This window comes from Brevundimonas alba (assembly GCF_011927945.1).
GTDB lineage: Bacteria > Pseudomonadota > Alphaproteobacteria > Caulobacterales > Caulobacteraceae > Brevundimonas > Brevundimonas alba.
In genome coordinates, this window is the sequence record NZ_JAATJM010000002.1 from 381740 (window position 1) to 405767 (window position 24028).

Below are 24028 nucleotides of genomic sequence, written 5' to 3' on the forward strand. Positions count from 1 at the left end.
GGGACAGGGGAGATTTCGGATGCGCGGGCTTCTGATGTGCGGCGTGGCGGCGGCCACGATCATGATCGGCCCCTCGGCGGTCGCCGACGCGACGACGGATCGCGCGGTGCTGGACCTGATCGAGCGCCCGCGCAGTTGCGGCCCGGCCGGAGAGGACCCCCAAGGCGCGCCCGTGGCCGAGATGGTCATGGTCGAGGGCTTCGGCACGGGGGGCTTCAAGGTCGATACGGCCAATCCCGAGGCGCAGGCGTGGTTCAATCATGGTGTCCGGCTTCGCTGGGCGTTCGAGCACGGCGAGTCGGTGCGCGCCTTCCGGAAGGCGCGGATGCTCGATCCCGACTGCGGGATGTGCGCCTGGGGCGAGGCCTGGGCGATGGGGCCGAACCTCAACGGCGGAGGCGGCGGGGAGGAGACGCAGCGGGAGGCGCTGAAGGCGGCCCGCGACGCCCGTCGGCTGGCCCGGGGCGCCACGGCCATGCAGCGCCAGATGATCGACGCCCTGGTGCAGCGCTATTCGGGCCGCGAGTCGTCGCGAGCCAACCGCTTCGCCACGGCCATGGACCGGATCGCCCGGCGCAACCCCGCGGACGTGACCGTGGCCGCGATTACTGCGGACGCCTGGATGCTGAAGGCGGACCGCTGGTGGGACGACGAGGGCAAGGCCGCCGATCCGGGCATCGTCCGGGCTATGGAGATCCTTGAGCAGACGCTCGCGGCTGCGCCGGACGATCCCGGCGCCATCCACCTCTATATCCATCTGACGGAATGGTCGGATGATCCACACAAGGCGATCCCGTACGGCGAGCAGCTGGCGGCGCTTGCGCCCGGCGCCAGTCATCTTGTGCATATGCCGTCGCACACCTTCTACCGGGTGGGACGCTACAAGGACGCGATGATGTCCAACGTCGCGGCCGTGGCGCTGGACCGGCGCTATGACGCGCTGGCGAGGCCGCCCGGCGGCGTGCCGGGCATGCCTCTGCACGGGCACAACATCCATTTCGGCATGGGCGGAGCGCTGATGGCCGGCGGGGATGTCGAGGGGCTGAAGCTCGCCGACTGGTTCCTGGAGACCTACCCCGAGATCCCGGTCGAGAACCCCTGGCGGCAGCTGATGGCCAATGACGCCTATGCGATCTACGGCCGGTTCGGCACGCAGGCGCAGGTCGCGGAACTGAAGGAGCCGTCCGAGAGCCGGCCCCTTCTGCGGGCCAGCTGGCGGTATGCGCGGGGAGAGGCGGCGGCGCGGGCGGGAGACGCGGACAAGGTGCGCGCCGAGGCGGCGGCGATCGCGGCCCTGATCCTGACGCCCGGCCTGGCCGGTGATGACGCCAAGGGTCGGCGGGGCTTCATGGAGTTGTCACAGCGGATTCTGGAGGGCCGGGCAGCGATGATCGCCGGGGACGGCGCGGCGGCGGTGGCGGCCTTTACGCGCGCGGCCGAAATCCAGGCCGAGGAGGACGAGGGCGGGGATCCGCCGGTCATCTGGTACCCGACCCGGCGCAGTCTGGCGGCGGCGATGCTGGCTTCAGGCGACGCGGCCGGAGCCAGGGCCAAGGTGCTGGAACTGCTCGAGGACTGGCCGAGCGACCCCTACAGCTATTTCGTGCTGGCTCAGGCCGAGAGCGCACTCGGAAACGCCGCGGCAGCGGCCGAAGCGGAGCGCCGCTCGCGGGTCGAATGGGTCGGCGGCGCGATGAGCCTGAAGCTGGCCTAGCCGGCCTTGGCTTCCCGGATGGCGCGCTCCAGCGCCGCCGGCTGGATGGATTCGCTGGCCTTGCCGTTGACGAAGAAGGTCGGCGTGCCGATCAGGCCGAGGGCCGTGGCGGACGTCTGCATGTCCGCCATGTGGCGGGCGATCTCGGGACCGGACATGGCGGCCTCGGCCTGGCTCATGGAGACGCCGTTGGCCTGAAGGATGGCGTCGACCGCCTCTTCCGAAAGCGACGGCTGGGCCATCAGGGCGCGGAACACCGGCAGGTATTTGCCCTGGCGGTGAGCCGCCTGCGCCGCGCGGGCGGCGTAGTGGGAGACGCCGTTGGCGGGGCCGTCGAGGATGGGCCACTCCTTGAAGACGAAGCGCACGTCCGGATGGGCCTGCATCATGCGCAGCACCTCGGGCGCGGTCGCCTTGCAGCCGGGACAGCGGAAGTCGAAGAACTCGATGACGGTAACCTTTGCATCCGCCGGGCCGAAGGCGGCGTCGCGGCTGTCAACCGCCAGCAGGCCGGGGTTGGCGGTCGCGCGGGCCGTGATCTCGACCGTCTTCTGGCGGTTTTCGACGATCTGCTGCTGCTGCGCCTTCAGGTCGAGAGCGTTGCTGACCTCCTGCAGGACTTCGGGGTTCTGCACCAGGTAGGTCTTCACCCGCGAGCCGAAGTCCGTGCCCGTCGCATAGGGGGCGACCGAGATGATCAGGGCAACGACGGACACCGCGAGCGCCGCCATGCCCGCGCGGTTTCCGGATAGCAGCCTGCTGGCCGTGGAAGGGGCGGGGGCGGTGTCTGGCGTTTCGGTCATTCAGGCTCTCGAAGGCTTCAGCCGGCGGCCGGCACGATGGTGGAGCGGCGGCGTTCGTTGCGGCGGTCGACGTCGTCCACATCGTTCTGGGTGGCGCCGGAGGCGAAGACGATGTCCATGGCGCGGGTCCACTCGGCCGAGCCGGGGTCCAGCATGTCACGGGCGCGCAGGGCGAACTGGGTGGCCTCCCGCTCGGCGCCGATGGCGAAATACATTTCGGCGGAGGCCAGACGGGCCTCGCCCTCCTTGCCCTGGCTGGCGTAGGCTTGGGCCAGCAAACGCCAGGCGATGCTGTCGCCTTCTTCGAGGGCGGTGGCGCGCTTGAGCTGGTCCACGGCGGCGTCGAGCCGGGCCGGGTCGTTCGTCTCGATCAGGGCATGGGCAAGGTTGATCCGCAGCAGGGGCGCGTCTGGCTTGAGCTCGACCGACCGCTCATGGGCGCCGATGGCTTCTTCGGGGCGGCCTTCCTCGAACAGGATCTGGCCCTTCAGCTCCCAGAAGTACGGGTTCTCGGGCTGTTCGGTCAGGAAGACATCGACGGCCGCGAGGGCCTTTTCCGTCTGGCCATCGCGGTACAGGGCGATAGCGCGGGCGTAGCGCGCCGGCAGGGAGGTGTCGCTCTCGGGATAGTCACGCAGGGTTTCGCGGGGGTGATCCATGAAGGCGTGGATCTTGGCCAGGATCAGGGCGTGCTGGGCCATGCGCTCGGGACTGTCGCGATGGTCGTAGTGAGATTGTTCCGACACCAGCCGGCGCAGGTTCTCGATGCGGTCGGAGGACAGCGGGTGGCTGCGGAAATAGGGGAAGCGGCGGGCGTCGGAGAACACCTCCTGGGAGCGAAAATTCTCGAAGAAGGTCACGAGGCCGCGGCCCGATTCGCCGGCGCTCTCGAGCGCGCGGGCGCCGGTGTTGTCCGCCTCGCCTTCCTGATGGCTCATGTAGCGAAGGGCGCTGAGGGTGCCGAAATACTGGCTGTTGCCCAGCAGGACCGCTCCCGCGTCGGGCGCGCCGGCGGCGATGGCGAGGGCGCCGAGGGCCATGGTCATCAGCATAGGCTGCATGCCGGCGTTCTGGACCCCGTCGCGCAGCGTGTGGCGGTTGCGGATATGCCCCGCCTCGTGGGCCATGACGCCCAGAAGTTCATTCGGGCTGGTGGTCCGCAGGATCAGGCCGGTGTTGATGCCCATGATGCGTCCGCGACGGGCGAAGGCGTTCAACTCGTTGTCGTTGATGAGCAGAAGCTCGATCTCCGACGGCTCAAGCCCCATGCCGGTGAACACCGGATCGGCCCATCCGTGGATGATCGTCTCGATCTCGGTGTCGCGGATGGCGCTCTGGGCGGAGGCGGGGGCCGGGGCGGCCAGCATCAGACCAGCCGCCGCAGCGGCCCCGACGAAGCGGGCGGTGTGTCTGGTCAGCCAAGTCATGGCGTGCTCCCGAAGCCGGTGATCGCCCCCGCCCCGATCCTCACTATCTAATCGCGGCCATTCAACGGCGCCACCATCCCCGCTTCGGCTTCTCGGGCGGCGCGACGATCTGGTTCGGGTCCTCGGCGATCAGGGCCGCGACGTCGACTTCAGGCGTCGGAGCCGGTTCGGGCTCGACAGGGGCCGGCGGCGCAGCTTCGACGACCGGCTCGGGCCTGGGCTCGGGCGCAGGTGCGGGCTCGGGCGTCGGCTCCGGTTCGGGCGCCATCGCCTCGACGGTTTCGGCCTCCGGGGCTTCGAGGGCGGGGGCGGCGTCTGCGGCGACCTTGCGGCGGACGCGACGGCGCTTCGGCTCCTCGACGGCGACGGGGGCCGGCGCCTCCAGATCGGCGGCAGGCGCATCGGCGGCCGAGGCCTCCGGCTCCATGCCCTCACTGGCGGCGAAGGCCTCGGCGCCGGCATCGGCATTCAGTTCGCCCGTGGCGCGGTCACGACCGCGTCCGCGGCCCCGACGGCGACGCGAGCGGCCGCTGCGTTCACCGGACTCGCCGCCCTCGGCCTCGACCCGCTCGCGGGGCACCTCGCCTTCAGCGGAGTCCTCGGCCGCGGCGCGCGGCGCGGCGGCTCCGGGGTTGATCGGGTCGAACCAGACGTAGGGGTCCTCGAGCGACGGCGTGCGGCCGCGCACCCAGTTGAAGCCGTCGCGCTCGCCGCCTTCCTCACGGACACGGCGACCGCCGCGGCGACCCCGGCGACGCCGGCGTCCGGCCTCGCTGTCATCGTCGTCCTCGGCGGAGAGGGCGGGGGCGGCCTCACCGGCCGGCGCCTCGCCCTCTTCGCGGCGTCCGCCACGGCGGCGGCGTCCACGGCCACGACCGCGCTCGCCCTCGACGCGTTCGGTGCGCTCGCGGGGCTCGCCGTCTGCGTCCTCGCCAACGGCGTCCTCATCCTCGTCCTCGACGTCGTCGAAGAACTCGTCTTCCTCTTCCTCGTCGTCCGCATAGGCGCTGTCGTCGAAGTCATCGTCGAGGTCGACGAAGGGCTCGGCACCCTCGGGCGGAGTGAAGTCCTCGTTGGTCTCGGTACGCTCGATCGTGTGTTCGCCCTGGGACAGGGTGTCGTCGATCTGGATGATGACGCTGAGGCCGCGCTGGGTCAGCAGGCGCTGCAGGTAGTCGCGCTTGTGGTTGAGGATGTAGAGGGCCACGGCGGTGCAGACGCGCAGGTTGACCGTGCCGGCGCCGTTGCGGCCGGCCTCGATGTCGACGCCGCGCAGGGTCATCAGGGCGGCGCTTTCCGCCGAGCGGATGCGACCGGCGCCCTGGCAGTGCGGGCAGACCTCGGTGGCGCCCTCGATGACGCCGAGACGGCGGCGCTGGCGGCTGATTTCCATCAGGCCGAAGCCGGAGATGCGGCCCATCTGGATGCGGGCGCGGTCCTTGGCCAGCGCATCCTTGAGGGCCTTCTCGACCGACCGGTTGTTCTTCGACTCATCCATGTCGATGAAGTCGATGACGATCAGGCCGGCGAGGTCGCGCAGGCGCAGTTGGCGGGCGGCCTCGACGGCCGCTTCCATATTGGTCTTGAAGGCGGTGGCCTCGACGTTGCGCTCCTTGGTGGCGCGGCCGGAGTTGACGTCGATGGCGACCAGCGCCTCGGTCTGGTTGATCACCAGATAGCCGCCCGACTTCAGCGGCACGGTCGGCTGGTGAATCTGGGTCAGCATCTCCTCGATGCCGTTGGAGGCGAACAGCGGGCGAGCGCCCTGGTACAGGTGCACCTTCTTCGACTGCGAGGGCATCAGCACCCGCATGAAGTCACGCGCTTCCTTGAAGCCCTCGACGCCCTCGACCTGGATGCCGTCGAAATCCTTGTCGAACATGTCGCGCACGGCGCGGCGGACGAGGTTTTCTTCCTCGTAGATCAGCGAGGGGGCGTTGGAGGCGAGGGTCGTCTCGCGGATCGTCTCCCAGAGGCGGAGCAGATATTCGTAGTCGCGCTTGATCTCGGCCTTGGTGCGCTTGGCGCCGGCCGTGCGGATGATCAGGCCCATGCCGTGCGGCACGTCCAGGGCGGCGGCTGCGGCCTTGAGGCGCTTGCGGTCCGAGGCTTGGGTGATCTTGCGGGAGATGCCGCCGCCCTTGCCGGTGTTGGGCATCAGGACGCAGTAGCGGCCGGCCAGCGACAGCCAGGTGGTCAGGGCCGCGCCCTTGCCGCCGCGCTCGTCCTTGACGACCTGCACCAGCATGACCTGCCGGCGCTTGATGACGTCCTGGATCTTGTAGCGGCGCATCAGGCGGCGCTTGAGGCGTTCCTCCTCGGCGAGGCCGCCCTCGTGATCGCCTTCGTCGCTCTCGCGGCCGAGGTCGTCGTGCTCGTCCTCATCCGTGGCCGCTTCGGCCATGATGGCTTCGCGGTCGGCGACGGGGATCTGATAATAGTCCGGGTGGATTTCGTTGAAGGCGAGGAAGCCGTGGCGGTTGCCGCCGTATTCGACGAAGGCCGCCTGCAGGCTGGGCTCTACGCGGGTGACCTTGGCGAGATAGATGTTGCCCCGAAGCTGACGCTTCGAGCGGGATTCAAAGTCGAATTCCTCGATCTGACGGCCCTCGACGATCGCGACGCGGGTTTCCTCCGCGTGGGCGGCGTCGATCAACATGGTCTTTGACATGGAAAGTCTCTCTCTGGCGCGCTCGGCCGTCCCCGCGAGGGGGTGACAAGGCGGCTCGCCGAATGGGATTGCGGGCGGAGGCGTGCGCCATCCCGTCGCCGCGGCAAGGGCCGGAGGCGAGGTCGGTCCGATCGGACCGGAAGGGAGCGCAGGCGGAATGGCCCATGAAGGTTCGTACGGTCCTGGGCCCGGACGCGCCGTCTTTAGGGGCGTCCCGGACCCGTCGTCGAACCGGCGGGCAGGCCCGGCCGGTTCTCGGATCAGTGAAAGTCATGCCGCGAGGAGGGCGCATCCGCCCGAAAATCGGGGGACGCGATCGTTCGCGAGCGCACCAAGCATAGGCATGGCGAATTCGAATTGAAAGCCACGCCGGCCTTAACCCGTTGGCCACCCCGTTGCGGCATGATCCCGGCAAAGCCAGAAGGGTGGGTCTCCGTCGAATGCACGGGCTGTCGCGTATCAGGGTGTCGCAGTGGAGCGTGCGCCAGCGGGTGCTGGCCGCGGCCGGGTTCCTGCTGTTCTGCGTGGCGCTGCTGGCGGCCGGGCGCGGTCTGGCCTCGGGCGCCATGGGCGAGATCATGCGGGTCCGCTTCGGCGGCGACGCCGAGCGCACCCGGGTGGTGGTCGATCTGGACCGGACATCGCGCGGACAGGTGATCCAGCCCGGCGACGACGGCCATGTGGTGATCAGCCTGTCGGGCGTGGCGCCGGCCAGCCGGCTGACCGGGAACGGGCAGGGGCTGGTGCGCGGCTTCCGCGTCGCCGGCGCCGGAACCGCCTCACGCGTCGAGCTGGACCTGGCCACGAGCGCCGAGATCGAGCGGCGGTTCCTGCTGCCGCCCGGCGACGGCATCGCCCACTACCGCTACGTCATCGACCTGAAGGCCACGGGCCGGGCCCCGGCGCGCACCGCCCCGCGCGCCGAGCGCGCCCAGCCGCGGCCGACCGAACGGCCGCTGATCTACATCGACGCCGGTCATGGCGGACGCGATCCGGGGGCCCAGGGCGCCGGCTCGCGGGAGAGCGCCGTGACCCTCGCCGCCGCCCAGGCCCTGAAGCAGGAGCTGGAGCGCGGCGGCCGCTACCGGGTGCGGATGACCCGCGAAAGCGACGCCTATGTCGACCTGTACCGCCGGGTGGCCATCGCGCGGCAGGCGGGCGCCGACCTGTTCATCTCCCTGCACGCCGACGCCGGGGCCGACCCGGCCACGCGCGGCGCATCCGTCTACACCCTGTCGGAACAGGGCGCCGGCCGGGCGGTGCGCGAGTTCACGCGAGGCGAGAACTGGCAGCGCAGCCTGAACCTGCCGGGGCGCGATCCCTCGGTCGACCGCATCCTGCTGGACATGACCCAGCGCGCCACCCAGAACCGCTCGGCCCAGCTGGCCCGGACCCTGCTGGGCGAGCTCGAGGGCGCGGATCATCCGCTGCTGCGCCGCAGCCACCGCGACGCGGGTCTGGCCGTGCTGCTGGCGCCCGACGTGCCGGCCGTGCTGTTGGAGATGGGCTTCATCACCAACCCCGAGGACGAGCGGCTGCTGAACGACAGCCGCGCCCGCCGCCGGCTGATGCGCGCCGTGGCCGAGGGCATCGACCGCTATTTCCGCGAACCGGCGGGCGAGCTGCAGATGGCGTCGGCGGGCGGGGCGGCGAACTAGACCTCCTGTTTCGTGCGCTCAAAGCCCCTCGGCCTCGGGCAGCCACGGCGGGGGCAGGATGCCCTGGTCGATCAGGGAGCGGCGGCCGCGGGCCCATTCGGCGGGGCCGGCGCAGCGGAGGCCGTCGGCGTAGACGAGCCGCCAGGATTCCGCATGCACGGCGTCACGCCAGACCGTTTCACGGCGGTGCATCTCGGCCCGTAGCAGGGCCTCGAACGAGGGCGGCGGCGGGCGCGGCGGGCGGGGGTTGCGGGGCAGGGGCATGGGTGGTCCTTTCATCCAGACGTGCGGAAGCGGCCCCGCGCCGGGCGGCGCGAGGGGCGGGAAGGCGTGCGGAGCGCCGGGCCTGCGCCCGGAATTCGTTTTGGTTTTACCGTTTCGACGCAGTCAGACGCTCCGCGCGGAGAGTGAGCGGAAGCTTGCGTCGGGTGGCGGTGTTATCGCCTTACCGCAGCGCCTCCGGCGGGCGGGTCGGCCTTGCGCAGCCGATCCCCGGACCGGGCGAGTATCCCCCTCGCCCCTGACATCCGACATCCATCAGACCCCGGGCGTTGGCTGGCTTGAACCGCCAGCCGGGAACCGGGTCCCCGCTTCTCCACATCCCGCCGCCAAAGGACGCAAGGCCTTTGCGCCTCCCCTGCGACGGGACCGGAAGAGTGTAACCGCCCTGCGCCCTATGGCGCGTTCGTGACGCTGACAAAGTGATGAAGGGGCGGGAGTTCAGAGGGTTAGCTCTGAAAAGTATGGAGACAGAGGCGGGATAGGTAGCAGAGATTGAGCGGTTTCCGGGCTCTACCGTCGCGGGGGCGGGCGAAGACCCGCCTCCATGGCGAGTTGCAGCAGCTCCGCGAGATTGGTCGCGTTCACCTTCGCCATGATCTGACTGCGATGAAGCTCGATCGTGCGGGGGCTGATGCCGAGCTTCAGCGCGATCATCTTGTTGGTGCCGCCCTCGACCAGCCCGGTCAGCACCTCGCGCTCCCGGGGGCTCAAACGGCCCATCCGGGCGGCGGCTTCATCGCCGGCGGCCGTTTCGGCGAGGGCGCGCGCCTCGGTCGTGATCGACGAGAGCGCGGTTTCGAGGGCGACATCGGTGAGCGGCGGCTGCAGATAATCCGCGGCGCCGTCCTTCATCGCCGCAACGGCGGTGGTCACGTCTCCGTCGTCGGGCCCGATGACGATGGCGTTCAGCGGGATCGAGCGGGCGCGAAGTTCGAGCGGGATGGACGCCGCCTTTCGGTCTGAACGACGCAGATCCACAAGCACGCAACCGGGCGCCAGAAACGGAGCGATATCCAGGAACGCCTCGGCTCCAGGGAAGGCGCGAACCCGCAGTCCCAGCTTGCGCATCATGCGGGAGAGCCGACGCTCTTCAGAAGCGGAAGAGCCAACGAGGTAGACCTGCTTTTCGTCCTGACGGCTCAGGTCTTCGGCGATGCCGCCAATCTTCGTGACCTCGCCCGCCGCGTCGCGGATCGGGAAACTGGTGTCCCGCAGCCATCGAACCTCCCCGTCCCGGGGCCGCACGATCCGGTACTCCGTCAAGGCGACGCCCCCTGCCTGAACCGAGCGCAGGGCGCGCCGGACCCGATCCGCGTCACCCGGATGCACATGGGCGAACCAGTCATCGACGCGGCTGGGGGCCTCGGACCGGGGGTGGCCCCATATACGCTCGTAGGCGGGACTTCTGTATTCGATCAGTCCGGCGCCGGGGTCGACGATCCAAAGCAGGTTGGTGCTGTGTTCGGCGAAGCCGCGGAACCGGGCCTCGCTCTCGCGGGTGTCAGCTTCGGAGCGCTTGCGTTGGCTGACATCCATCGCGGCGCCGATGAAATCCACGGGTCTGCCGTGAACGAAGGTGGTGCGGCCCGAGGTTGCGACCCACCGTTCGACGCCGTCACGGCCTCTGACGCGGTATTCGATCACGTAGCGGCCATCGCCGGAGGGGTCGAGGCAGGCCGCGATCGCGTCCCGGACCCGCGGGCGATCCTCGGGATGGATGCCCGCCTCGAAGACGGAGCGGTCGACGGGCTCGCCTGACCGCAGGCCCCAGAGGGCGCGAAGGCCATCATCCCAGTCCAGAACGTCCGTTTGCGGATTCCAGGAATAGACCGCCAGACCGACAAGCTCTCTGGCGGCCCGCAGGCGCGCCTCGCTCAGCCTCAGGGATTCTATCAGACCGGCCGTCTTGCCGAGTTCGCGAGTGGTGGGTCGGGTATCCGGGCCGGTCCGTGTTGAGAACCCGCCGAAGGCGTTATCCTCAATGTCAGGCGTAATACAGTCGCGGATAGATTTCATTCTTTGCATAACTTGGCGCGGCGTGTCGAGGTCAGCGCTGTCCAAGCTGCGCCTTAGTAGGAGAGTGCAGGAGAACAAAGCTGAGTGAAACAGCGCACGTGCTGTTCTGTTCCCGAGGCGCGACCGGCCCGTGTTCATACCTAGGGACCGACCGGATATCGCCCGACGCCTCGCAACATCTAATCGGTAGCCATCGCGAACCTTCCCCGGAAGTGTTCGCAGGCGCGAGCGAAATGGAGGTCAGTATGAGCGTCGCGGAAATGTTGGACCACCGCAGGCCCCGCGAGGCCCGACGGGCTCCGAGCCCCGAAACACCCGGTCCCGGGTTGTCGGCGTGGGAGAATTTCCTCCGGTCGCCACATACGGCCATCCGCTTGCCGGGACGCCCACCGATGAGGCTGGCGACCGACCGGGTCCGGGCCGCGCCGGCGGTGACGCCGCAGCTTTCCATGATGATCGGCATGACGGCGATCGGCCTCGGCATCTGGGGGTCACTGTTCCCACGGTCGGTCAAGCGGACGTTCGGCATCGCCGCACCGACAGCGGCGGTGTTCGCCGCCTTTGGAGCCCGCGAAATCTGGAGCGGGGTCAAGCTGGCCGAGGACCCGACGCGGACCGGCGTGCTCTGGGCGCGCGTGGGCGGGGATGTGTTCGACATCGCCGTCCTGAGCGCGCTGAGCGCGGGCGGCAATCCGAAGCGCGGCAACGCGCGGGTGGCTCTCGGGGCCGTGTTGGCGATCACCGCCCTGGACGTGCTGACGGCGGTCCGGATGGGCGCGGTCCAACGCAACTGCAAGTGAGGGAGAAGCGGCGATGAAAGCGATTTGCTGGCAAGGCAAGAAGGACATGCGCTGCGAGGAGGTGCCGGATCCCCGGATCGAGCATCCGCGCGACGCCATCATCAAGGTCACCACCACCTGCATCTGCGGGTCTGACCTGCACCTCTACGACGGCCTGATCCCCACCATGTGCGCGGGCGATGTGATGGGGCACGAGCCGATGGGCGAGGTGGTCGAGGTTGGCCCGGAGGCGAAGTCACGCGGCCTGAAGGTCGGCGACCGGGTCGTCATCCCCTTCCAGATGACCTGCGGCGAGTGCGAGCAGTGCCTGAAGGGCAACTTCTCCGTCTGTCAGACCACGAACCGAAACGCCGATCTGGCCCGGACCTTCTTCGGCGACACGACGGCGGGTCTGTTCGGCTATTCCCACATCACCGGCGGCTACGCGGGCGGTCAGGCGGAATATATGCGGGTGCCGTTCGCGGCGACCACGGCGGTCAAACTGCCCAAGGACGGGCCGGACGAGCGCTATATCTTCCTGTCGGACATCCTGCCGACCGGCTGGCAGGCCGCGGCCCAGGCCGACATCACTCCCGAGGATACGGTCGCGGTCTGGGGCTGTGGGCCCGTCGGTCTTTTCGCCATCCATTCGGCCATCGTTCTCGGCGCCAAACGCGTCATCGCTATCGACGACGTCGACGAACGTCTGGAGCGGGCGCGGAGCGTCGGCGCCGAGATTCTCGACCGCCGGACGGTCGATAACGTGCTCGAACACCTGCGCGAGATCACCGGTGGCCACGGTCCGGACAAATGCATCGATGCGGTGGGGATGGAGGCGCATGGCCCGAACAAGATGCTGCACCTTCTCGACAAGGCCCAGACGGCGCTGAAGCTGGAGACGGAGCGTCCCACCACCCTGCGGGAGGCGATCATGGCCTGCAAGGCGGCCGGAACCGTATCGGTCCCGGGCGTGTACGGCGGCGCCTCGAGCATGTTCCCGACGGGGGCCATGATGAACAAGGGGCTCACCCTGCGAACCGGTCAGACGCATGTGCGGCGCTGGACCGACGACCTGCTGCGGCGGATCGAGGAAGGCCAGATCAACTCGACCCTGCCGATCACCCACACCGTTCCGCTGGGGCGGGCGCCGGAGATGTACAAGACGTTCCGCGACAAGCAGGACGGCTGCATCAAGGTCCTGCTGAAGCCCTGATCTCCGATGGCCCGGTCTTCAGCACAGACGCACGGCGCCCAGCGCGGGCTTGGCCGGTTCGAAGGGTTTAGCGATGCGGTGTTCGCGATCGCGCTGACCCTCCTGATTGTCGAGATCAAGGCTCCGGGTTCTCCAGAGGGGCCACAGGGATATGACAGTCTGGTCTCGGCCATGGCCGGGCAGTGGCGCGAGCATCTCGCGCTGCTGCTCTGCTATGGCGTGATCGGCGCCTACTGGCTGCAGCACCACTACACGGGCCGCATCTACGCCAGGAGCGACCACTGGTTCAGCGCGCTCAACCTGCTGTTCCTGCTGGCTATCGTCGTCGTGCCCTATCCGATCCGCGTCTGGTGCTTCCACCTCGGCACGCCCTTCGAGCCGGTCGCATCGGTCACCCTGACGGCGGGGCTGGCCCTCACGGCCTGCACATGGATGGCCAAATGGTTCTACGGCATGCCCGGGCGGCGCATCATGGACGAACGGCTGGCCCCGGGGTTTCTGCGACAGATGACCCGCCGCTACGGTCTGGCCGCCTTGATCCAGATCGCCGCGGTTCCGCTGTCAGTCATCCAGCCGCAAGCGGGGGTGGCCCTTGCGCTATTGTGCGTCGCCTACTTCCTGCTGCCGCAGCCGAAGCCGCGGTACAATCCGGGCGAGGAGCCGGACCCCGGGGAGGTGACGGGCGAATAGGATGAAGCGCGGCGCTGCGCGCGGGTCTCCCTTTTTGACGGCACCTCTCCTATCTCCGTCCGATGCGCCTGCGTGTTGTCGATCTTGAAACCACCGGGGGAGACCGGACCGCCGAGATCATCGAGGTGGGGATCGTCGATGTAACGCCGGACGGGGCCGGGGGATGGCGGGCGTCGCCGCCGGTGTCGAGGCTGTTCCGGCCGCGGGGCGAGATCTCGGTTCACGCGATGGCGGTGCATCATCTGACGCCGGAGGATTTCTGCGAGGACGATCCGCACTGCGACGAATACCGGCTGCGGGAGATGTTCCTGCCGGAGCCGGCGGACGTGATGGTGGCGCATTCGGCGCGGTTCGAGCGGGGGTTCATCGCCGATACGGCGCATGGCGGGCTGCCGTGGATCTGCACGGTGCGGTCGTCCAAGGCGGTGTGGCCGCAGGCGCCGGGGCATTCCAATCAGGTGCTGAGGTACTGGCGGGGGCTGCGGCTGGACCCGGCGCTGGCCAATCCGGCGCACCGGGCGGGGCCGGACGCCTGGGTGACGGCGCACATCCTGATCGACCTGCTGAAGGAGGCGACGGTCGAGCAGATGCTGGAATGGACGCGCGAGCCGCGGCGGCTGGACCGGATTCCGTTCGGCAAGCACAGGGGCCGGCCGTGGGCCGAGCCGCCGGACGACTATCTGCGCTGGATGGCGGGGCAGGGGGACATGGACGCCGATGTCGTGGCCGCGGCGCGACAGGAACTGGACCGTCGCGCCGGGGGTGTGACGGGGGCTCTGGCGGCGGCGCCCGACGCGGGCTAAACCCACTCACCGGGCGCGTCTTGCGGAGTAACAGGTGAAGATTGCCGAACGCTGGTTCGTGATGGCGGGCGTCGTCCTGCTGGGCGCGATCGCGCTGGCCGGGCTGGTGGTGGCCGTCTATGCGGCCTGGCTGTTCCACGACCTGCCGGACGCGTCCGAGCTGGCCGATTATCGGCCGGCGACGGCGACGCGCGTCTATGCCGGCGACGGGACGCTGATCGGGGAATTCTCGGACGAGCGGCGCATCTATGTGTCGTACGAGCAGATTCCCGAGCCGGTGGTGCAGGCCTTCCTGGCCGCCGAGGACCGCAACTTCTTCAGCCATGGCGGGGTCGATGTGTCGGGCCTGGGCCGGGCCATGTTCAAGAACGTCTTCAACGCGGCCACGGGGCGGCGGCTGGAGGGCGGCTCGACGATCACCCAGCAGGTGGCCAAGAACGTCCTGCTGACCAGCGAGACCAGCATCAACCGCAAGGTCAAGGAAGCCATCCTGGCCAACCGGCTGGAAGCGACCCTGACCAAGCCGCAGATCCTCGAACTGTATCTGAACGAGATTTTCCTCGGCTATCGGTCGTTCGGCGTGGCGGCGGCGGCCTACAACTATTTCGGCAAGTCGCTGGACCAGCTGACGCCGGACGAGGCGGCCTTCCTGGCGGCCCTGCCCAAGGGGCCGAACAACTATCATCCGAAGCGGCATCCGGCGGCGGCCAAGGGGCGGCGCGACTGGGTGCTGGGCGAGATGCGCGAGAGCGGCTTCATCACCCAGGCGCAGTTGCAGACGGCGCTGGCCAGGCCGCTGGTGACGCAGGACGCGCCGCGCCGGGCGGCCTATGCGGACGCGGACTTCTTCGTCGAGGAGGCGCGGCGGCAGGCCATTGCGCGCTTCGGCCGGGAGGAGGTCAACCGCGGGGGCTATTATCTGCGCACGACGCTGGACCCGGAGCTGCAGTCGGCGGCGCGGGACGCCCTGATGAAGGGGCTGGAGAACTATGACCGCCGGCATGGCTGGCGCGGGCCGTGGGGGACCACGGACTTCGCCGAGGGCTGGCAGGCGGTGGCGCTGCGCGGGACCAAGCCGCCCGAGCGCCGGGCCTGGCGTCCGGCGGCCGTGGAGAGCGTGGCGGGGAACACTGTGCGGGTGCGGCGGGCCGACGACGGCTCGACCGGAACCCTGCTGGCCGAGGACGCGGCCTGGGCCAATGCGAACCGGCAGCTGAAGCGGGGCGACCTGATCTTCGTCGAGCCGCGCGGCGGACAGTTCGCGCTGAAACAGGTTCCGGCGGTGAACGGCGCGCTGGTGGCGATCGAGCCCACCTCGGGCCGGGTTCTGGCGATGGTGGGGGGCTATTCCTACGCCCTGTCCAGCTTCAACCGGGCGACGCAGGCGGAGCGGCAGCCGGGCTCGGCGTTCAAGCCGTTCGTCTATGCGACGGCGCTGGAGGGCGACTATACGCCGGCCTCAATCGTGCTGGACGCGCCGATCAGCTTCGCCGGCGGGCCGAACGGCACCCGCTGGAGCCCGGAGAACTACAGCCGGGAATACTATGGGCCGACGACGCTGCGCCGGGGGCTGGAGCTGTCGCGCAACGTCATGACGGTGCGGCTGGCCCAGGCCATCGGCATGACCAATGTCGTGGGGCTGGCCAAGAAGATGGGCGTGTCGGACACGCTGCAGCCCAATCTGTCGGTGTCGCTGGGGGCGGGGGAGACGACCCCCTACCGGCTGACGGCCGCCTATGCCGCCTTCGTCAACGGCGGGAGGCGGGTGAACCCCTATCTGATCGAAGTGGTGCAGGACCGGGACGGCGAGACCATCTTCCGCGCCGACGACCGCCGCTGCCGCGAGTGCGGACGGCCGTTCAGCGGGCAGGAGTCGCCCCGGCTGGAGGCGCTCGGCACCCAGGTCATCGATCCGATCACCGCCTATCAGATGAGCTCGATGCTGGAGGGCGTGGTGCAGCGCGGCACGGCGGCCAGCGCCCGGGGCCTCGGCCGCTGGGTCGGGGGCAAGACCGGCACGACCAACGAATACCGCTCGGCCTGGTTCGTCGGCTTCTCGTCGGACATCGTCGTCGGCGTGTTCATCGGCTTCGACGACAACCGGCCGCTGGGCTCGGGCGAAACGGGCGCGACCGGGCCGGTGCCGGTGTTCAACGAGTTCATGCAGGTGGCGCTGCGCAAGCGGCCGGCGCGGCCGTTCGTGCGGCCCAAGAATGCGGTGTTCCGCACCGTCAACGGCATCGAGGAGGCCTTCCGCCCCGGCACCGAACGGCGCCGCGAGGAGGAGGCTCCGCGTCCCCAGGTTCCGACCGGGCCGCAGAACTACAACGACGTGATCCGCCGCGAGCAGGAGGTCGAGGCCGGGCTGCCGCCCGCGACCACCCCGACCCCCCCGCCGACGCCGCCTCCGGCCAAGAAGGAGCCGGCGGAGGACTTGAGTGGGCTGTACTAGGGATTGGGGATTGGGGATTAGGGATTAGGGCGACCGATCGCGGTGAGCATCGGCAGCCCGCTACCCTCAATCCCTAATCCCTCATCCCCAATCCCTTCTTCCCCTGCAGCGCGGACCGCTCTATGTCCGCGCCTCACCTGAATATCGCCGGAGATTGCGATGAGACCGGATGTCGAGGCCATGAAGGCCGACATCGAGCAGAGCATCGCTCTGCTCAGGAGGCGTCTTTGACTGGGATGTCGCCGTACGAAAGCTCGATGAGCTGAACGCCCGGGTCGAGGACCCGACCCTGTGGGACAACCCCGAGGCCGCCCAGGCCGTGTCGCGCGACCGCTCGCGGCTCGAGACCCAGATCAACACCGTCCGCGAGATGGAGACCGGTCTGGAGGAGGGCGTCATGTTCGCCGACATGGCCGACGAGGAGGGCGACGAAGCCACCCTCGACGAGGCTCGCGCCCAGCTGAAGGCCGTCAAGGACCGCGCCGCCCGGGCCGAGCTGGAAGCCCTGCTGTCCGGCGAGGCCGACGCCAACGACGCCTATCTGGAAGTGAACTCCGGCGCCGGCGGCACCGAGTCGAACGACTGGGCCGGCATGCTGCTGCGCATGTACAGCCGCTGGGCCCGCGCCCACGGCTATGAGGTCGAGGTCGAGGCCGAGGAAGGCGGGGAGCAGGCGGGCATCAAGTCGGCCACCATCCTGGTCAAGGGGCCGAACGCCTATGGCTGGCTGAAGTCGGAATCGGGCGTGCACCGGCTGGTGCGCATCAGCCCCTACGACGCAGCCGCGAAGAGACACACCTCATTCGCCTCGATCGGGGTCTCGCCGGTCGTGGACGACACCATCGAGATCGACATCAATCCGGCCGACGTGCGCACCGACACCTACCGGGCCTCGGGCTCGGGCGGTCAGCACATCAACAAGACGGATTCGGCGGTGCGTCTGACGCACATCCCGACCAATACCGTCGTGGCGTGTCAGGCAGGGCGGTCCCAGCACCAGAATCGCGAACAGGCGTGGAAGATGCTGCGGGCGCGTCTGTACGAGTTGGAGCTGCAGAAGCGGGAAGCGGCGGCGCAGGCGCTGGCCGACGCCAAGACCGACATCGGCTGGGGCCACCAGATCCGGTCGTACGTCCTGCAGCCGTACCAGATGGTTAAGGACCTGCGGACCAACGTCGAGACGTCCGACACCCAGGGCGTGCTGGACGGCGATCTGGACGCCTTCATGGGCGCCGCGCTGGCGGCCCGGGTCGGCGAGACGCGCGGGAGCACGGTGGAGTAGGGGCCTGAGCGTCGGCGAGCCTTGGTGACGTCCACGCCGGACGCGGACTCGTCTGAAGTCCGTAGGGGGTGGAAAGCAGACGCGAAACAGGAGAGGCTGTCACAGTCCAGAGGAGTGATGATGTTCCTGATCGCGATGGCGTCGTTCGCACCGATGGCGGCAGCTCAAGCTGAGCCGCAGGCTGCCTACGACCCCGCCTTGGTGGTGAGGATCGAGGTAAGTGGTGACCCGGTTTATACCCGCCCGCACGCCATCAGCATTCGGGCGCAAGAGCCTAGGTTCTCCCGCTCAGCAGCGGAGCAAGATGCTCGTGTGTGGGTCGCAACGCGGGAGTGGGACGGTGGCTCGCAGAACATCACCTCAACCGATTGCCCAGCCGTTCGAACCGTTGCGATTTCAGTGAGTGACTTGCCCCCGGTGCGGATCGCGCCCCGAACCTTGGAAATCATGTCGAGCGACAGCCTCCCGACCCCTCCGACTATCAAGGATGGCTTCGGGACTTCCCTGTCCTTCCATACCCTCACAGAGGACGGCTCAAGAGGTGAGGTCACCATCAGACGCGGCAACGCTTATCAGATTTGGGGCCATGACGCAGTAGCCAGCCTCATCCCCTGCTGGGGGCCCCTCACGCCTTAAGATCGTGCTTGCTCAAAAAATGGTCGGTGCGCGGGTCTCCCAAGGGTCGCAACCGGATCTGCGTTGCACGCCGCAGCAAAGCAAAAGGCCCCGGAGCGATCCGGGGCCTTTTCCTTGTCTTGCCGGAGAGCCTAGGCCCCCGGCTTCATGTCGATGATCTGCGGGCGGTCGTCGCCGTGCGGCGGCGTGGCGCTGGCGGCGGGGGTCGAGGGGCGGGGCGCGGCGGCCGGAGCGGCGGCGGCGGGGGCCTCGCGGCGGCCCTGCAGGACGCGGCCCTGGAAATAGGCGCCGATGTCGATCGACAGCTGTTCGGCGGTGATGTCGCCGTCGACGTAGGCTGTGGCGATCAGCTTGACCTGCTTGCCCGAGACGTTGCCGACGATGCGGCCGCGGACCTCGACATAGTCCGCCGAGACGCCGCCCTCGACGGCGCCCGTCTCGCCGATGATCAGACGGCCGACGCGGACGTCGCCCTTGATGGCGCCGTCGATCTGCAGGTCGCCGCCGCCCGAGATGTTGCCGTCGAACTGCAGGTCCGAGGAGAGGGTCGAGAGGCCGCGGGCGCTGACCGGCGACGCGGGTGCGCGAGCCGCGGGCGCGGCGGCCGGCGACGAACCGCCCGGCATGGGCAGATCCGGCAGCGGCGGGATGGCGGAACCGGTGTCGGCGCGGGTCTGCGGCGAGGACGGGGCGGGGGATTTAGTCTTGTTGAACAAGTTGGTCTCCGGCTCTCATGAAGCGGGCGGGGTTTTGCGGGCGGCCATTCATCCACACCTCATAGTGCAGGTGAACGCCGGTGGAGCGTCCGGTCGTCCCCATGGCGCCGATGCGCTGGCCGAGCGCCACGCGCTGGCCGGGCCTCACGGCCATGGAGTTCAGGTGGGCGTATCGCGTCTTGAAACCGCGTCCGTGATCTATCTCGACGGTGTTGCCATACCCTGAACGGACGCCGACGAAAGACACGATTCCGGGAGCCGGGGCGGCGATGGGCGTGTTCAGGGGGGCGGCGAAGTCCTGACCCTGATGCAGGGCCGGATGCCGGTTGAACGGGTCGAAACGCACGCCGAAGCCCGAGGTGGTGCGGGCGTTCGTCGGCCGGTGGAACGGCATGCCCTCGGCGGCGTCGGCGAGGCCGCGCATGTCGGACAGGTTGTCGGCGGCGTTGCGGATGCGGACGGCGAAGGCTTCGTCGACATCGAGCACGGCGGCGAGGGCGCGCGGATCCTGGGCCTCGACCAGCGGGCCGCCGAGGCCGGCCGTTCCGGCGGGCGCATAGGCGGAGGGGTTGAGGCCGGCGAGGCGGAAGGCCAGCCGCAGCCGCTCGGCGCGGGTCTGGGCGACGGTCTCGGCGCGGGCGATCAGCCGTTCCTGATCCATGCGCACCGCCAGCATGCGCTGGACGGGAGAGTTGTTCGCGGGATCGAGCGACGGCGCGGGCGTCAGGGCGGCCTGGGCGCCGTCGACGCCGCGGAACATGCCCATGACCTGGGTCAGGGCGGCGTGGCGGCGCTCGACCATCTCGGCCATTTCGTCGAGCGAGCCGGTGGTGGCGGTCATGCGCACGACGGCGCTTTCGAGACGGGCCTGCAGGTCGGCGTTGAGGCGTTCGGAGGCGGCGCGGGCGCGGGCGACCGTGCGGTCGGCCTGGCTCTGCATGATCAGGTCGTAGCCGAAGCCGCCGGATGCGACGAGGAACCAGCTGCCGATCAGGACCGCGGCGAGGGCCCCAAGCGCCTGCCGACCCGGGGTCAACGCCCAGGCGCGAACATCGTCGCCGTCGCGAAGATACAGGTACCGGGTCGGAAACCACCGGCCCAGGAGAGACTTTCCGCTATGCGTCTCTTCGGTCATTACGCAACGCCCCCACGCACGAGGCAGGGTTATGCGCCGGGTTCCGCGCCGGGGACAAGACTGTTCACGACTTGTTAACCATCCTGACCGGCATTCACGCGAAGATCGACGGTATTCGCGGCCATACTTCGCCTGACAGGCGTATTGGCGAATCTGTCAGGCCATCGCGATTGCTGGACAGCGACCGGTTCGTCCGATGTCAGAGCGATTCCACGGCGGCCAAGACTTCGTCCGCGTGGCCCTTGACCTTGACCTTCCGCCAGGCGCGCCGGATGACGCCCGAGCCGTCGATCAGGAAGGTGGCGCGCTCGATGCCCATGTAGGTGCGGCCGTACATCGACTTCTCGCTCCAGACGCCGAAGGCCTCGGTGACGTCGCCGGGCTCGTCGGAGGCGAGGACGACACGAAGGTCGTATTTGGTCCTGAACCGGTCGAGCTTCTTCACGGAGTCGCGGGAGACGCCGATGACGGTGGCGCCGGCCGCGGCGAACTGGTCGGCGAGTGCGGAGAAGTCCTGACCCTCGGAGGTGCAGCCGGGGGTGTCGGCCTTGGGGTAGAAATAGAGGACGTACGGCTGGCCAGCCAGGGCGGCGGACGAGACGCGGCCGCCGTCGCTGGTGGCCATGTCAAAGGCGGGGGCGGGTTGGCCTTCGGTGATTTCGGTCATCCCATTCTCCTCTAGACCGGCCGGACCAGCACGATCTTCTTCTTGCCGGCGGCCAGCTTCATCACGCCGTCGGCGTTGATATCGGCCGCTTCGATCAGGCGGGCGCCGTCGGCGATGGCCTGGTCATTGAGGCGCAAACCGCCGCCCTGGGCGAGGCGGCGGGCCTCGCCGTTGGAGGCGGTCAGGCCGGCGCGGGCGGTGACGGCGGCGATCATGGCGCCGATGACCTCCTCGCGCGGGATCTCGACCGTCGGCAGGTCGGCGGAAATCTTGCCCTGTTCGAAGGCGCTTTCGGCGGCGGCGCGCGCAGTGGCGGCGGCCTCGGGGCCGTGGAGCATGGTCGTGGCGGCGTCGGCGAGCGCCTTCTTGGCGTCGTTGATCCCGGCGCCGGGCAGGGCCTCGAGCCGGGCGATCTCGTCCAGCGGCAGGTCGGTGAACAGGCGCAGGAATCTGCCGACGTCGGCGTCGTCGACGTTGCGCCAGAACTGCCAGTAATCGTACGGCGACAGCTGTTCGGCGTTGAGCCAGACCGCGCCCTGGGCCGTCTTGCCCATCTTGCCGCCAGAGGCGGTGGTCAGCAGAGGGGTGGTCAGGCCGAAGGCGGCCTTGTGGTCGACGCGGCGGACCAGGTCGACGCCCGAGACGATGTTGCCCCACTGGTCCGACCCGCCCATCTGCAGGGTGACGTTGCGGGCGCGGTTCAGCTCGAGGAAGTCCACCGACTGCATCAGCATGTAGTTGAACTCGAGGAAGGTCATCGGCTGTTCGCGTTCCAGCCGCAGCTTGACCGAGTCGAAGGCCAGCATCCGGTTGACGGTGAAGTGGGTGCCGAAGTCGCGCAGGAACTGGATGTAGCCGTAGCTGGACAGCCACTGGTCATTGTCGACCATGACCGCGTCGGTGGGCTTATCGCCGAAGGTCAGGAAGCGCTCGAACACGGTGCGGATCGAGGCGATGTTCGACTGGATGGTCTCGTCGGTCAGCTGGGGGCGGGAGGCGTCCTTGCCGGTCGGGTCGCCGACCTTGGTGGTGCCGCCGCCCATGAGGACGACCGGCTTGTGCCCGGCCTGCTGCAGGCGGCGCAGCATCATGATCTGGATCAGACTGCCGACGTGCAGCGACGGCGCGGTGGCGTCGAAGCCGATGTAGGCGGTGATCACGCCCGAGGCGGCGGCTGCGTCGAGCTCGGCCGGGTGGGTGATCTGATGAATGTAGCCGCGGTCCCGGAGCGTGCGCAGGAAGTCGGACTTGAAGGCGGGCTCGGCGGTCATGGGCAGGGGATCAGGCTTGGCTTGGGAGGGAAGGGGCGTGTAGCACGAGGTCATGGAAGCGCGAACAGGCCGGGCTCTGATGGTGAACCTGAAGCCGCACCCCGGCACGCCTTCGCCATGGATCGACGAGCTCGAGGTGGAGTTCGAGCGGGACGGGCTGTTGCTGTGGTTGCGGTTCACGGCGGTGGGTGACCCCTCCGCCATCGTCTGGCCCGGTGAAGCCGGGCAGGGGCGGGCCGACGATCTGTGGCGACACACCTGTTTCGAGGCCTTCACGGCCACAGACGAGGGCTATGTCGAGTTCAATCTGTCACCGTCGGGCCAGTGGGCGTCCTACCGGTTTGACGGTCCCCGGGCTGGCATGAGGATGGCCGATGAGGTCGCAACCGTGCTGGGTATGGACGGGGCTTTCGACCAGATGGCGCTGGAGGCCCGGATCGAGTTGCCGCTTGGGGCAACGCGGTTGGCCCTGTCGGCGGTCATCGAGGACGTCGATGGCGCCATCTCCTATTGGGCGCTGGCCCATCCGTCCGCTAAGCCGGACTTCCATCATCCCGACTCGTTCGTTCTGGACCTGCCATGAAGACCGGCCTCGACCGTCTGTTGTCCGACCCCGAGCTGCGGGCTCCGCTGAAGGGGAGGCGGGTGGCCGTGCTGGGGCATCCGGCGTCGGTGACGGCGGACCTGACGCATTCGCTGGACGCCTTGGCAGCCTGTCCGGATATCCGGCTGACGGCGGCGTTCGGGCCGCAGCACGGCATGCGCGGCGACCTGCAGGACAATATGATGGAGAGCCCGGACTTCACCGATCCGCGGCTCGGCATTCCGGTGTTCAGCCTCTATGGCGAGGTGCGGCGGCCTACGGGGCAGGCGATGGGCACGTTCGACGTGCTGCTGGTCGACATGCAGGACCTCGGCTGCCGGATCTACACCTTCATCACCACGCTGCTCTATGTGCTCGAGGCGGCGGCGGAGCACGGCAAGACGGTCTGGGTGCTGGACCGGCCGAACCCCGCCGGGCGGCCGGTCGAGGGGCTGACGCTGCGGCCGGGCTGGGAGAGCTTCGTCGGGGCGGGGCCGATGCCGATGCGGCACGGCATGACGCTGGGCGAACTGGGGCTTTGGTTCATCGATCGGTTCAAGCTGGATGTGGACTACCGGGTCATCGGCATGGAGGGCTGGGAGCCGGAGGCGGGGCCCGGCTACGGCTGGCCCCTGCTGGAGCGGGAGTGGATCAATCCGAGCCCCAATGCGCCCAATGTGTCGATGGCGCGGGCCTACGCCGGGACGGTGATGCTGGAGGGAACGACGCTGTCGGAGGGTCGCGGGACGACGCGGCCGCTGGAGCTGTTCGGGGCGCCGGACATCGACGCGCGGGCTGTGATCGCCGAGATGCAGGCGTTCGCGCCGGAGTGGCTGGCCGGGTGCACGCTGCGGGACATCTGGTTCGAGCCGACCTTCCACAAGCACGTCGGGACACTGTGCAACGGGGTGCAGATGCATGTCGCGGGGCCGGGCTACGACCATGCGGCGTTCAAGCCGTGGCGGGTGCAGGCGCTGGCGTTCAAGGCGATCCGGCGGCTGTATCCGGACTATGATCTCTGGCGGGACTTCCCGTACGAGTATGAGTTCGGCAAGCTGGCCATCGACGTGATCAACGGGGGGCCGGCGCTGCGGGAATGGGTCGATGCGCCGGGGTCGACGGCGTCCGATCTGGACGCGATCACCGTGCCGGACGAGCAGGCGTGGATCGAAGAGCGGAAGCGGTTTCTGCTGTATTGAATTGAAGAGGGGCCCCGGAGGGCCCCTGTCC

Annotated in this window: 19 protein-coding genes; 10 read left to right on the forward strand and 9 right to left on the reverse strand. The window is 69.0% G+C overall.

Annotated features, from left to right (window positions below; translation table 11 throughout):
* Positions 1 to 19 precede the first annotated feature (19 nt).
* Entirely contained in the window at positions 20 to 1714 is a 1695-nt protein-coding gene (locus tag GGQ87_RS12355; protein WP_168048204.1) for a tetratricopeptide repeat protein, read from the forward strand.
* Here the strand turns inward: GGQ87_RS12355 and GGQ87_RS12360 are convergent.
* The 3 genes from GGQ87_RS12360 to GGQ87_RS12370 all read right to left on the reverse strand — a co-directional run bounded on the left by GGQ87_RS12360 (position 1711) and on the right by GGQ87_RS12370 (position 6615).
* Positions 1711 to 2517: a DsbA family protein gene (locus GGQ87_RS12360; RefSeq protein ID WP_168048206.1), complete on the reverse strand. Its 807-nt coding sequence runs from the start codon at positions 2515 to 2517 to the stop codon at positions 1711 to 1713. The genes GGQ87_RS12355 and GGQ87_RS12360 overlap by 4 nt on opposite strands.
* Before the next feature lie 17 nt (positions 2518 to 2534).
* Complete coding sequence (locus GGQ87_RS12365; protein ID WP_168048208.1) at positions 2535 to 3944, reverse strand: M48 family metalloprotease; 1410 nt, start codon at positions 3942 to 3944, stop codon at positions 2535 to 2537.
* A gap of 61 nt (positions 3945 to 4005) precedes the next feature.
* Complete coding sequence (locus GGQ87_RS12370; protein ID WP_168048210.1) at positions 4006 to 6615, reverse strand: Rne/Rng family ribonuclease; 2610 nt, start codon at positions 6613 to 6615, stop codon at positions 4006 to 4008.
* A 440-nt stretch (positions 6616 to 7055) separates the two neighbouring features.
* Between GGQ87_RS12370 and GGQ87_RS12375 the strand changes: the two genes are divergently transcribed.
* Positions 7056 to 8273, forward strand: a complete 1218-nt coding sequence (locus tag GGQ87_RS12375) for an N-acetylmuramoyl-L-alanine amidase family protein (RefSeq protein WP_168049244.1) — start codon at positions 7056 to 7058, stop codon at positions 8271 to 8273.
* 18 nt (positions 8274 to 8291) lie between these two features.
* On the opposite strand, the gene GGQ87_RS12380 is transcribed toward GGQ87_RS12375, so the two are convergent.
* Both GGQ87_RS12380 and GGQ87_RS12385 read right to left on the reverse strand, forming a co-directional pair.
* Positions 8292 to 8537 carry a hypothetical protein gene (locus tag GGQ87_RS12380; protein WP_168048212.1) on the reverse strand — a complete coding sequence of 82 codons (246 nt, stop codon included), beginning with the start codon at positions 8535 to 8537 and terminating at the stop codon, positions 8292 to 8294.
* Between the two features lie 528 nt (positions 8538 to 9065).
* Complete coding sequence (locus tag GGQ87_RS12385; protein ID WP_168048214.1) at positions 9066 to 10709, reverse strand: PAS domain-containing protein; 1644 nt, start codon at positions 10707 to 10709, stop codon at positions 9066 to 9068.
* 254 nt (positions 10710 to 10963) lie between these two features.
* On the opposite strand from GGQ87_RS12385, the gene GGQ87_RS12390 reads away from it, so the two are divergent.
* The 6 genes from GGQ87_RS12390 to prfB all read left to right on the forward strand — a co-directional run bounded on the left by GGQ87_RS12390 (position 10964) and on the right by prfB (position 17790).
* Complete coding sequence (locus GGQ87_RS12390) at positions 10964 to 11371, forward strand: hypothetical protein (protein WP_168048216.1); 408 nt, start codon at positions 10964 to 10966, stop codon at positions 11369 to 11371.
* Between the two features lie 13 nt (positions 11372 to 11384).
* Positions 11385 to 12563, forward strand: coding sequence for a zinc-dependent alcohol dehydrogenase (locus GGQ87_RS12395; RefSeq protein WP_168048218.1), 1179 nt, complete (start codon positions 11385 to 11387; stop codon positions 12561 to 12563).
* 6 nt (positions 12564 to 12569) lie between these two features.
* Positions 12570 to 13253 (forward strand): TMEM175 family protein, encoded by a 684-nt coding sequence (locus GGQ87_RS12400; protein ID WP_168048220.1) that lies wholly within the window; start codon positions 12570 to 12572, stop codon positions 13251 to 13253.
* A 62-nt stretch (positions 13254 to 13315) separates the two neighbouring features.
* A complete protein-coding gene (locus tag GGQ87_RS12405; protein WP_168048222.1) occupies positions 13316 to 14056 on the forward strand; it encodes an exonuclease domain-containing protein in 741 nt (246 codons plus the stop codon).
* Positions 14057 to 14117: 61 nt separating this feature from the next.
* Entirely contained in the window at positions 14118 to 16508 is a 2391-nt protein-coding gene (locus tag GGQ87_RS12410) for a penicillin-binding protein 1A (RefSeq protein WP_168049246.1), read from the forward strand.
* Between the two features lie 159 nt (positions 16509 to 16667).
* A protein-coding gene (prfB, locus tag GGQ87_RS12415; RefSeq protein ID WP_168048224.1) for a peptide chain release factor 2 occupies positions 16668 to 17790 on the forward strand; the annotation gives its coding sequence in 2 pieces (ribosomal slippage) (positions 16668 to 16736 and positions 16738 to 17790; 1122 coding nt in all).
* Positions 17791 to 18557: 767 nt separating this feature from the next.
* Here the strand turns inward: prfB and GGQ87_RS12420 are convergent.
* The 4 genes from GGQ87_RS12420 to tyrS form a co-directional block, all read right to left on the reverse strand.
* A complete protein-coding gene (locus tag GGQ87_RS12420; protein WP_245161593.1) occupies positions 18558 to 19142 on the reverse strand; it encodes a bactofilin family protein in 585 nt (194 codons plus the stop codon).
* Positions 19126 to 20277, reverse strand: a complete 1152-nt coding sequence (locus GGQ87_RS12425) for a M23 family metallopeptidase (protein ID WP_168048226.1) — start codon at positions 20275 to 20277, stop codon at positions 19126 to 19128. The genes GGQ87_RS12420 and GGQ87_RS12425 overlap by 17 nt, the downstream gene beginning before the upstream one ends.
* Before the next feature lie 199 nt (positions 20278 to 20476).
* On the reverse strand, positions 20477 to 20944 hold the full coding sequence (locus GGQ87_RS12430) for a peroxiredoxin (RefSeq protein ID WP_168048228.1): 468 nt from the start codon (positions 20942 to 20944) through the stop codon (positions 20477 to 20479).
* Positions 20945 to 20955: 11 nt separating this feature from the next.
* Entirely contained in the window at positions 20956 to 22215 is a 1260-nt protein-coding gene (gene tyrS, locus GGQ87_RS12435; protein WP_168048230.1) for a tyrosine--tRNA ligase, read from the reverse strand.
* Between the two features lie 52 nt (positions 22216 to 22267).
* On the opposite strand from tyrS, the gene GGQ87_RS12440 reads away from it, so the two are divergent.
* Both GGQ87_RS12440 and GGQ87_RS12445 read left to right on the forward strand, forming a co-directional pair.
* Positions 22268 to 22798 (forward strand): DOMON-like domain-containing protein, encoded by a 531-nt coding sequence (locus GGQ87_RS12440; RefSeq protein WP_245161594.1) that lies wholly within the window; start codon positions 22268 to 22270, stop codon positions 22796 to 22798.
* Positions 22795 to 23997 carry an exo-beta-N-acetylmuramidase NamZ family protein gene (locus tag GGQ87_RS12445; protein WP_168048232.1) on the forward strand — a complete coding sequence of 401 codons (1203 nt, stop codon included), beginning with the start codon at positions 22795 to 22797 and terminating at the stop codon, positions 23995 to 23997. The genes GGQ87_RS12440 and GGQ87_RS12445 overlap by 4 nt, the downstream gene beginning before the upstream one ends.
* Positions 23998 to 24028 lie beyond the last annotated feature (31 nt).

Bases quoted from the DNA above. Each gene is read 5' to 3' on its own strand.
- GGQ87_RS12360 (WP_168048206.1), bottom strand. From the start codon at position 2,517: ATGACCGAAACGCCAGACACCGCCCCCGCCCCTTCCACGGCCAGCAGG.
- GGQ87_RS12405 (WP_168048222.1), top strand. From the start codon at position 13,316: ATGCGCCTGCGTGTTGTCGATCTTGAAACCACCGGGGGAGACCGGACC.
- GGQ87_RS12385 (WP_168048214.1), bottom strand. From the start codon at position 10,709: ATGAACACGGGCCGGTCGCGCCTCGGGAACAGAACAGCACGTGCGCTG.
- GGQ87_RS12445 (WP_168048232.1), top strand. From the start codon at position 22,795: ATGAAGACCGGCCTCGACCGTCTGTTGTCCGACCCCGAGCTGCGGGCT.
- GGQ87_RS12375 (WP_168049244.1), top strand. From the start codon at position 7,056: ATGCACGGGCTGTCGCGTATCAGGGTGTCGCAGTGGAGCGTGCGCCAG.
- GGQ87_RS12395 (WP_168048218.1), top strand. From the start codon at position 11,385: ATGAAAGCGATTTGCTGGCAAGGCAAGAAGGACATGCGCTGCGAGGAG.
- GGQ87_RS12400 (WP_168048220.1), top strand. From the start codon at position 12,570: ATGGCCCGGTCTTCAGCACAGACGCACGGCGCCCAGCGCGGGCTTGGC.
- GGQ87_RS12370 (WP_168048210.1), bottom strand. From the start codon at position 6,615: ATGTCAAAGACCATGTTGATCGACGCCGCCCACGCGGAGGAAACCCGC.
- GGQ87_RS12410 (WP_168049246.1), top strand. From the start codon at position 14,118: ATGGCGGGCGTCGTCCTGCTGGGCGCGATCGCGCTGGCCGGGCTGGTG.
- GGQ87_RS12355 (WP_168048204.1), top strand. From the start codon at position 20: ATGCGCGGGCTTCTGATGTGCGGCGTGGCGGCGGCCACGATCATGATC.
- GGQ87_RS12365 (WP_168048208.1), bottom strand. From the start codon at position 3,944: ATGACTTGGCTGACCAGACACACCGCCCGCTTCGTCGGGGCCGCTGCG.
- tyrS (WP_168048230.1), bottom strand. From the start codon at position 22,215: ATGACCGCCGAGCCCGCCTTCAAGTCCGACTTCCTGCGCACGCTCCGG.
- GGQ87_RS12380 (WP_168048212.1), bottom strand. From the start codon at position 8,537: ATGCCCCTGCCCCGCAACCCCCGCCCGCCGCGCCCGCCGCCGCCCTCG.
- GGQ87_RS12440 (WP_245161594.1), top strand. From the start codon at position 22,268: ATGGAAGCGCGAACAGGCCGGGCTCTGATGGTGAACCTGAAGCCGCAC.
- GGQ87_RS12430 (WP_168048228.1), bottom strand. From the start codon at position 20,944: ATGACCGAAATCACCGAAGGCCAACCCGCCCCCGCCTTTGACATGGCC.
- GGQ87_RS12425 (WP_168048226.1), bottom strand. From the start codon at position 20,277: ATGACCGAAGAGACGCATAGCGGAAAGTCTCTCCTGGGCCGGTGGTTT.
- GGQ87_RS12390 (WP_168048216.1), top strand. From the start codon at position 10,964: ATGAGGCTGGCGACCGACCGGGTCCGGGCCGCGCCGGCGGTGACGCCG.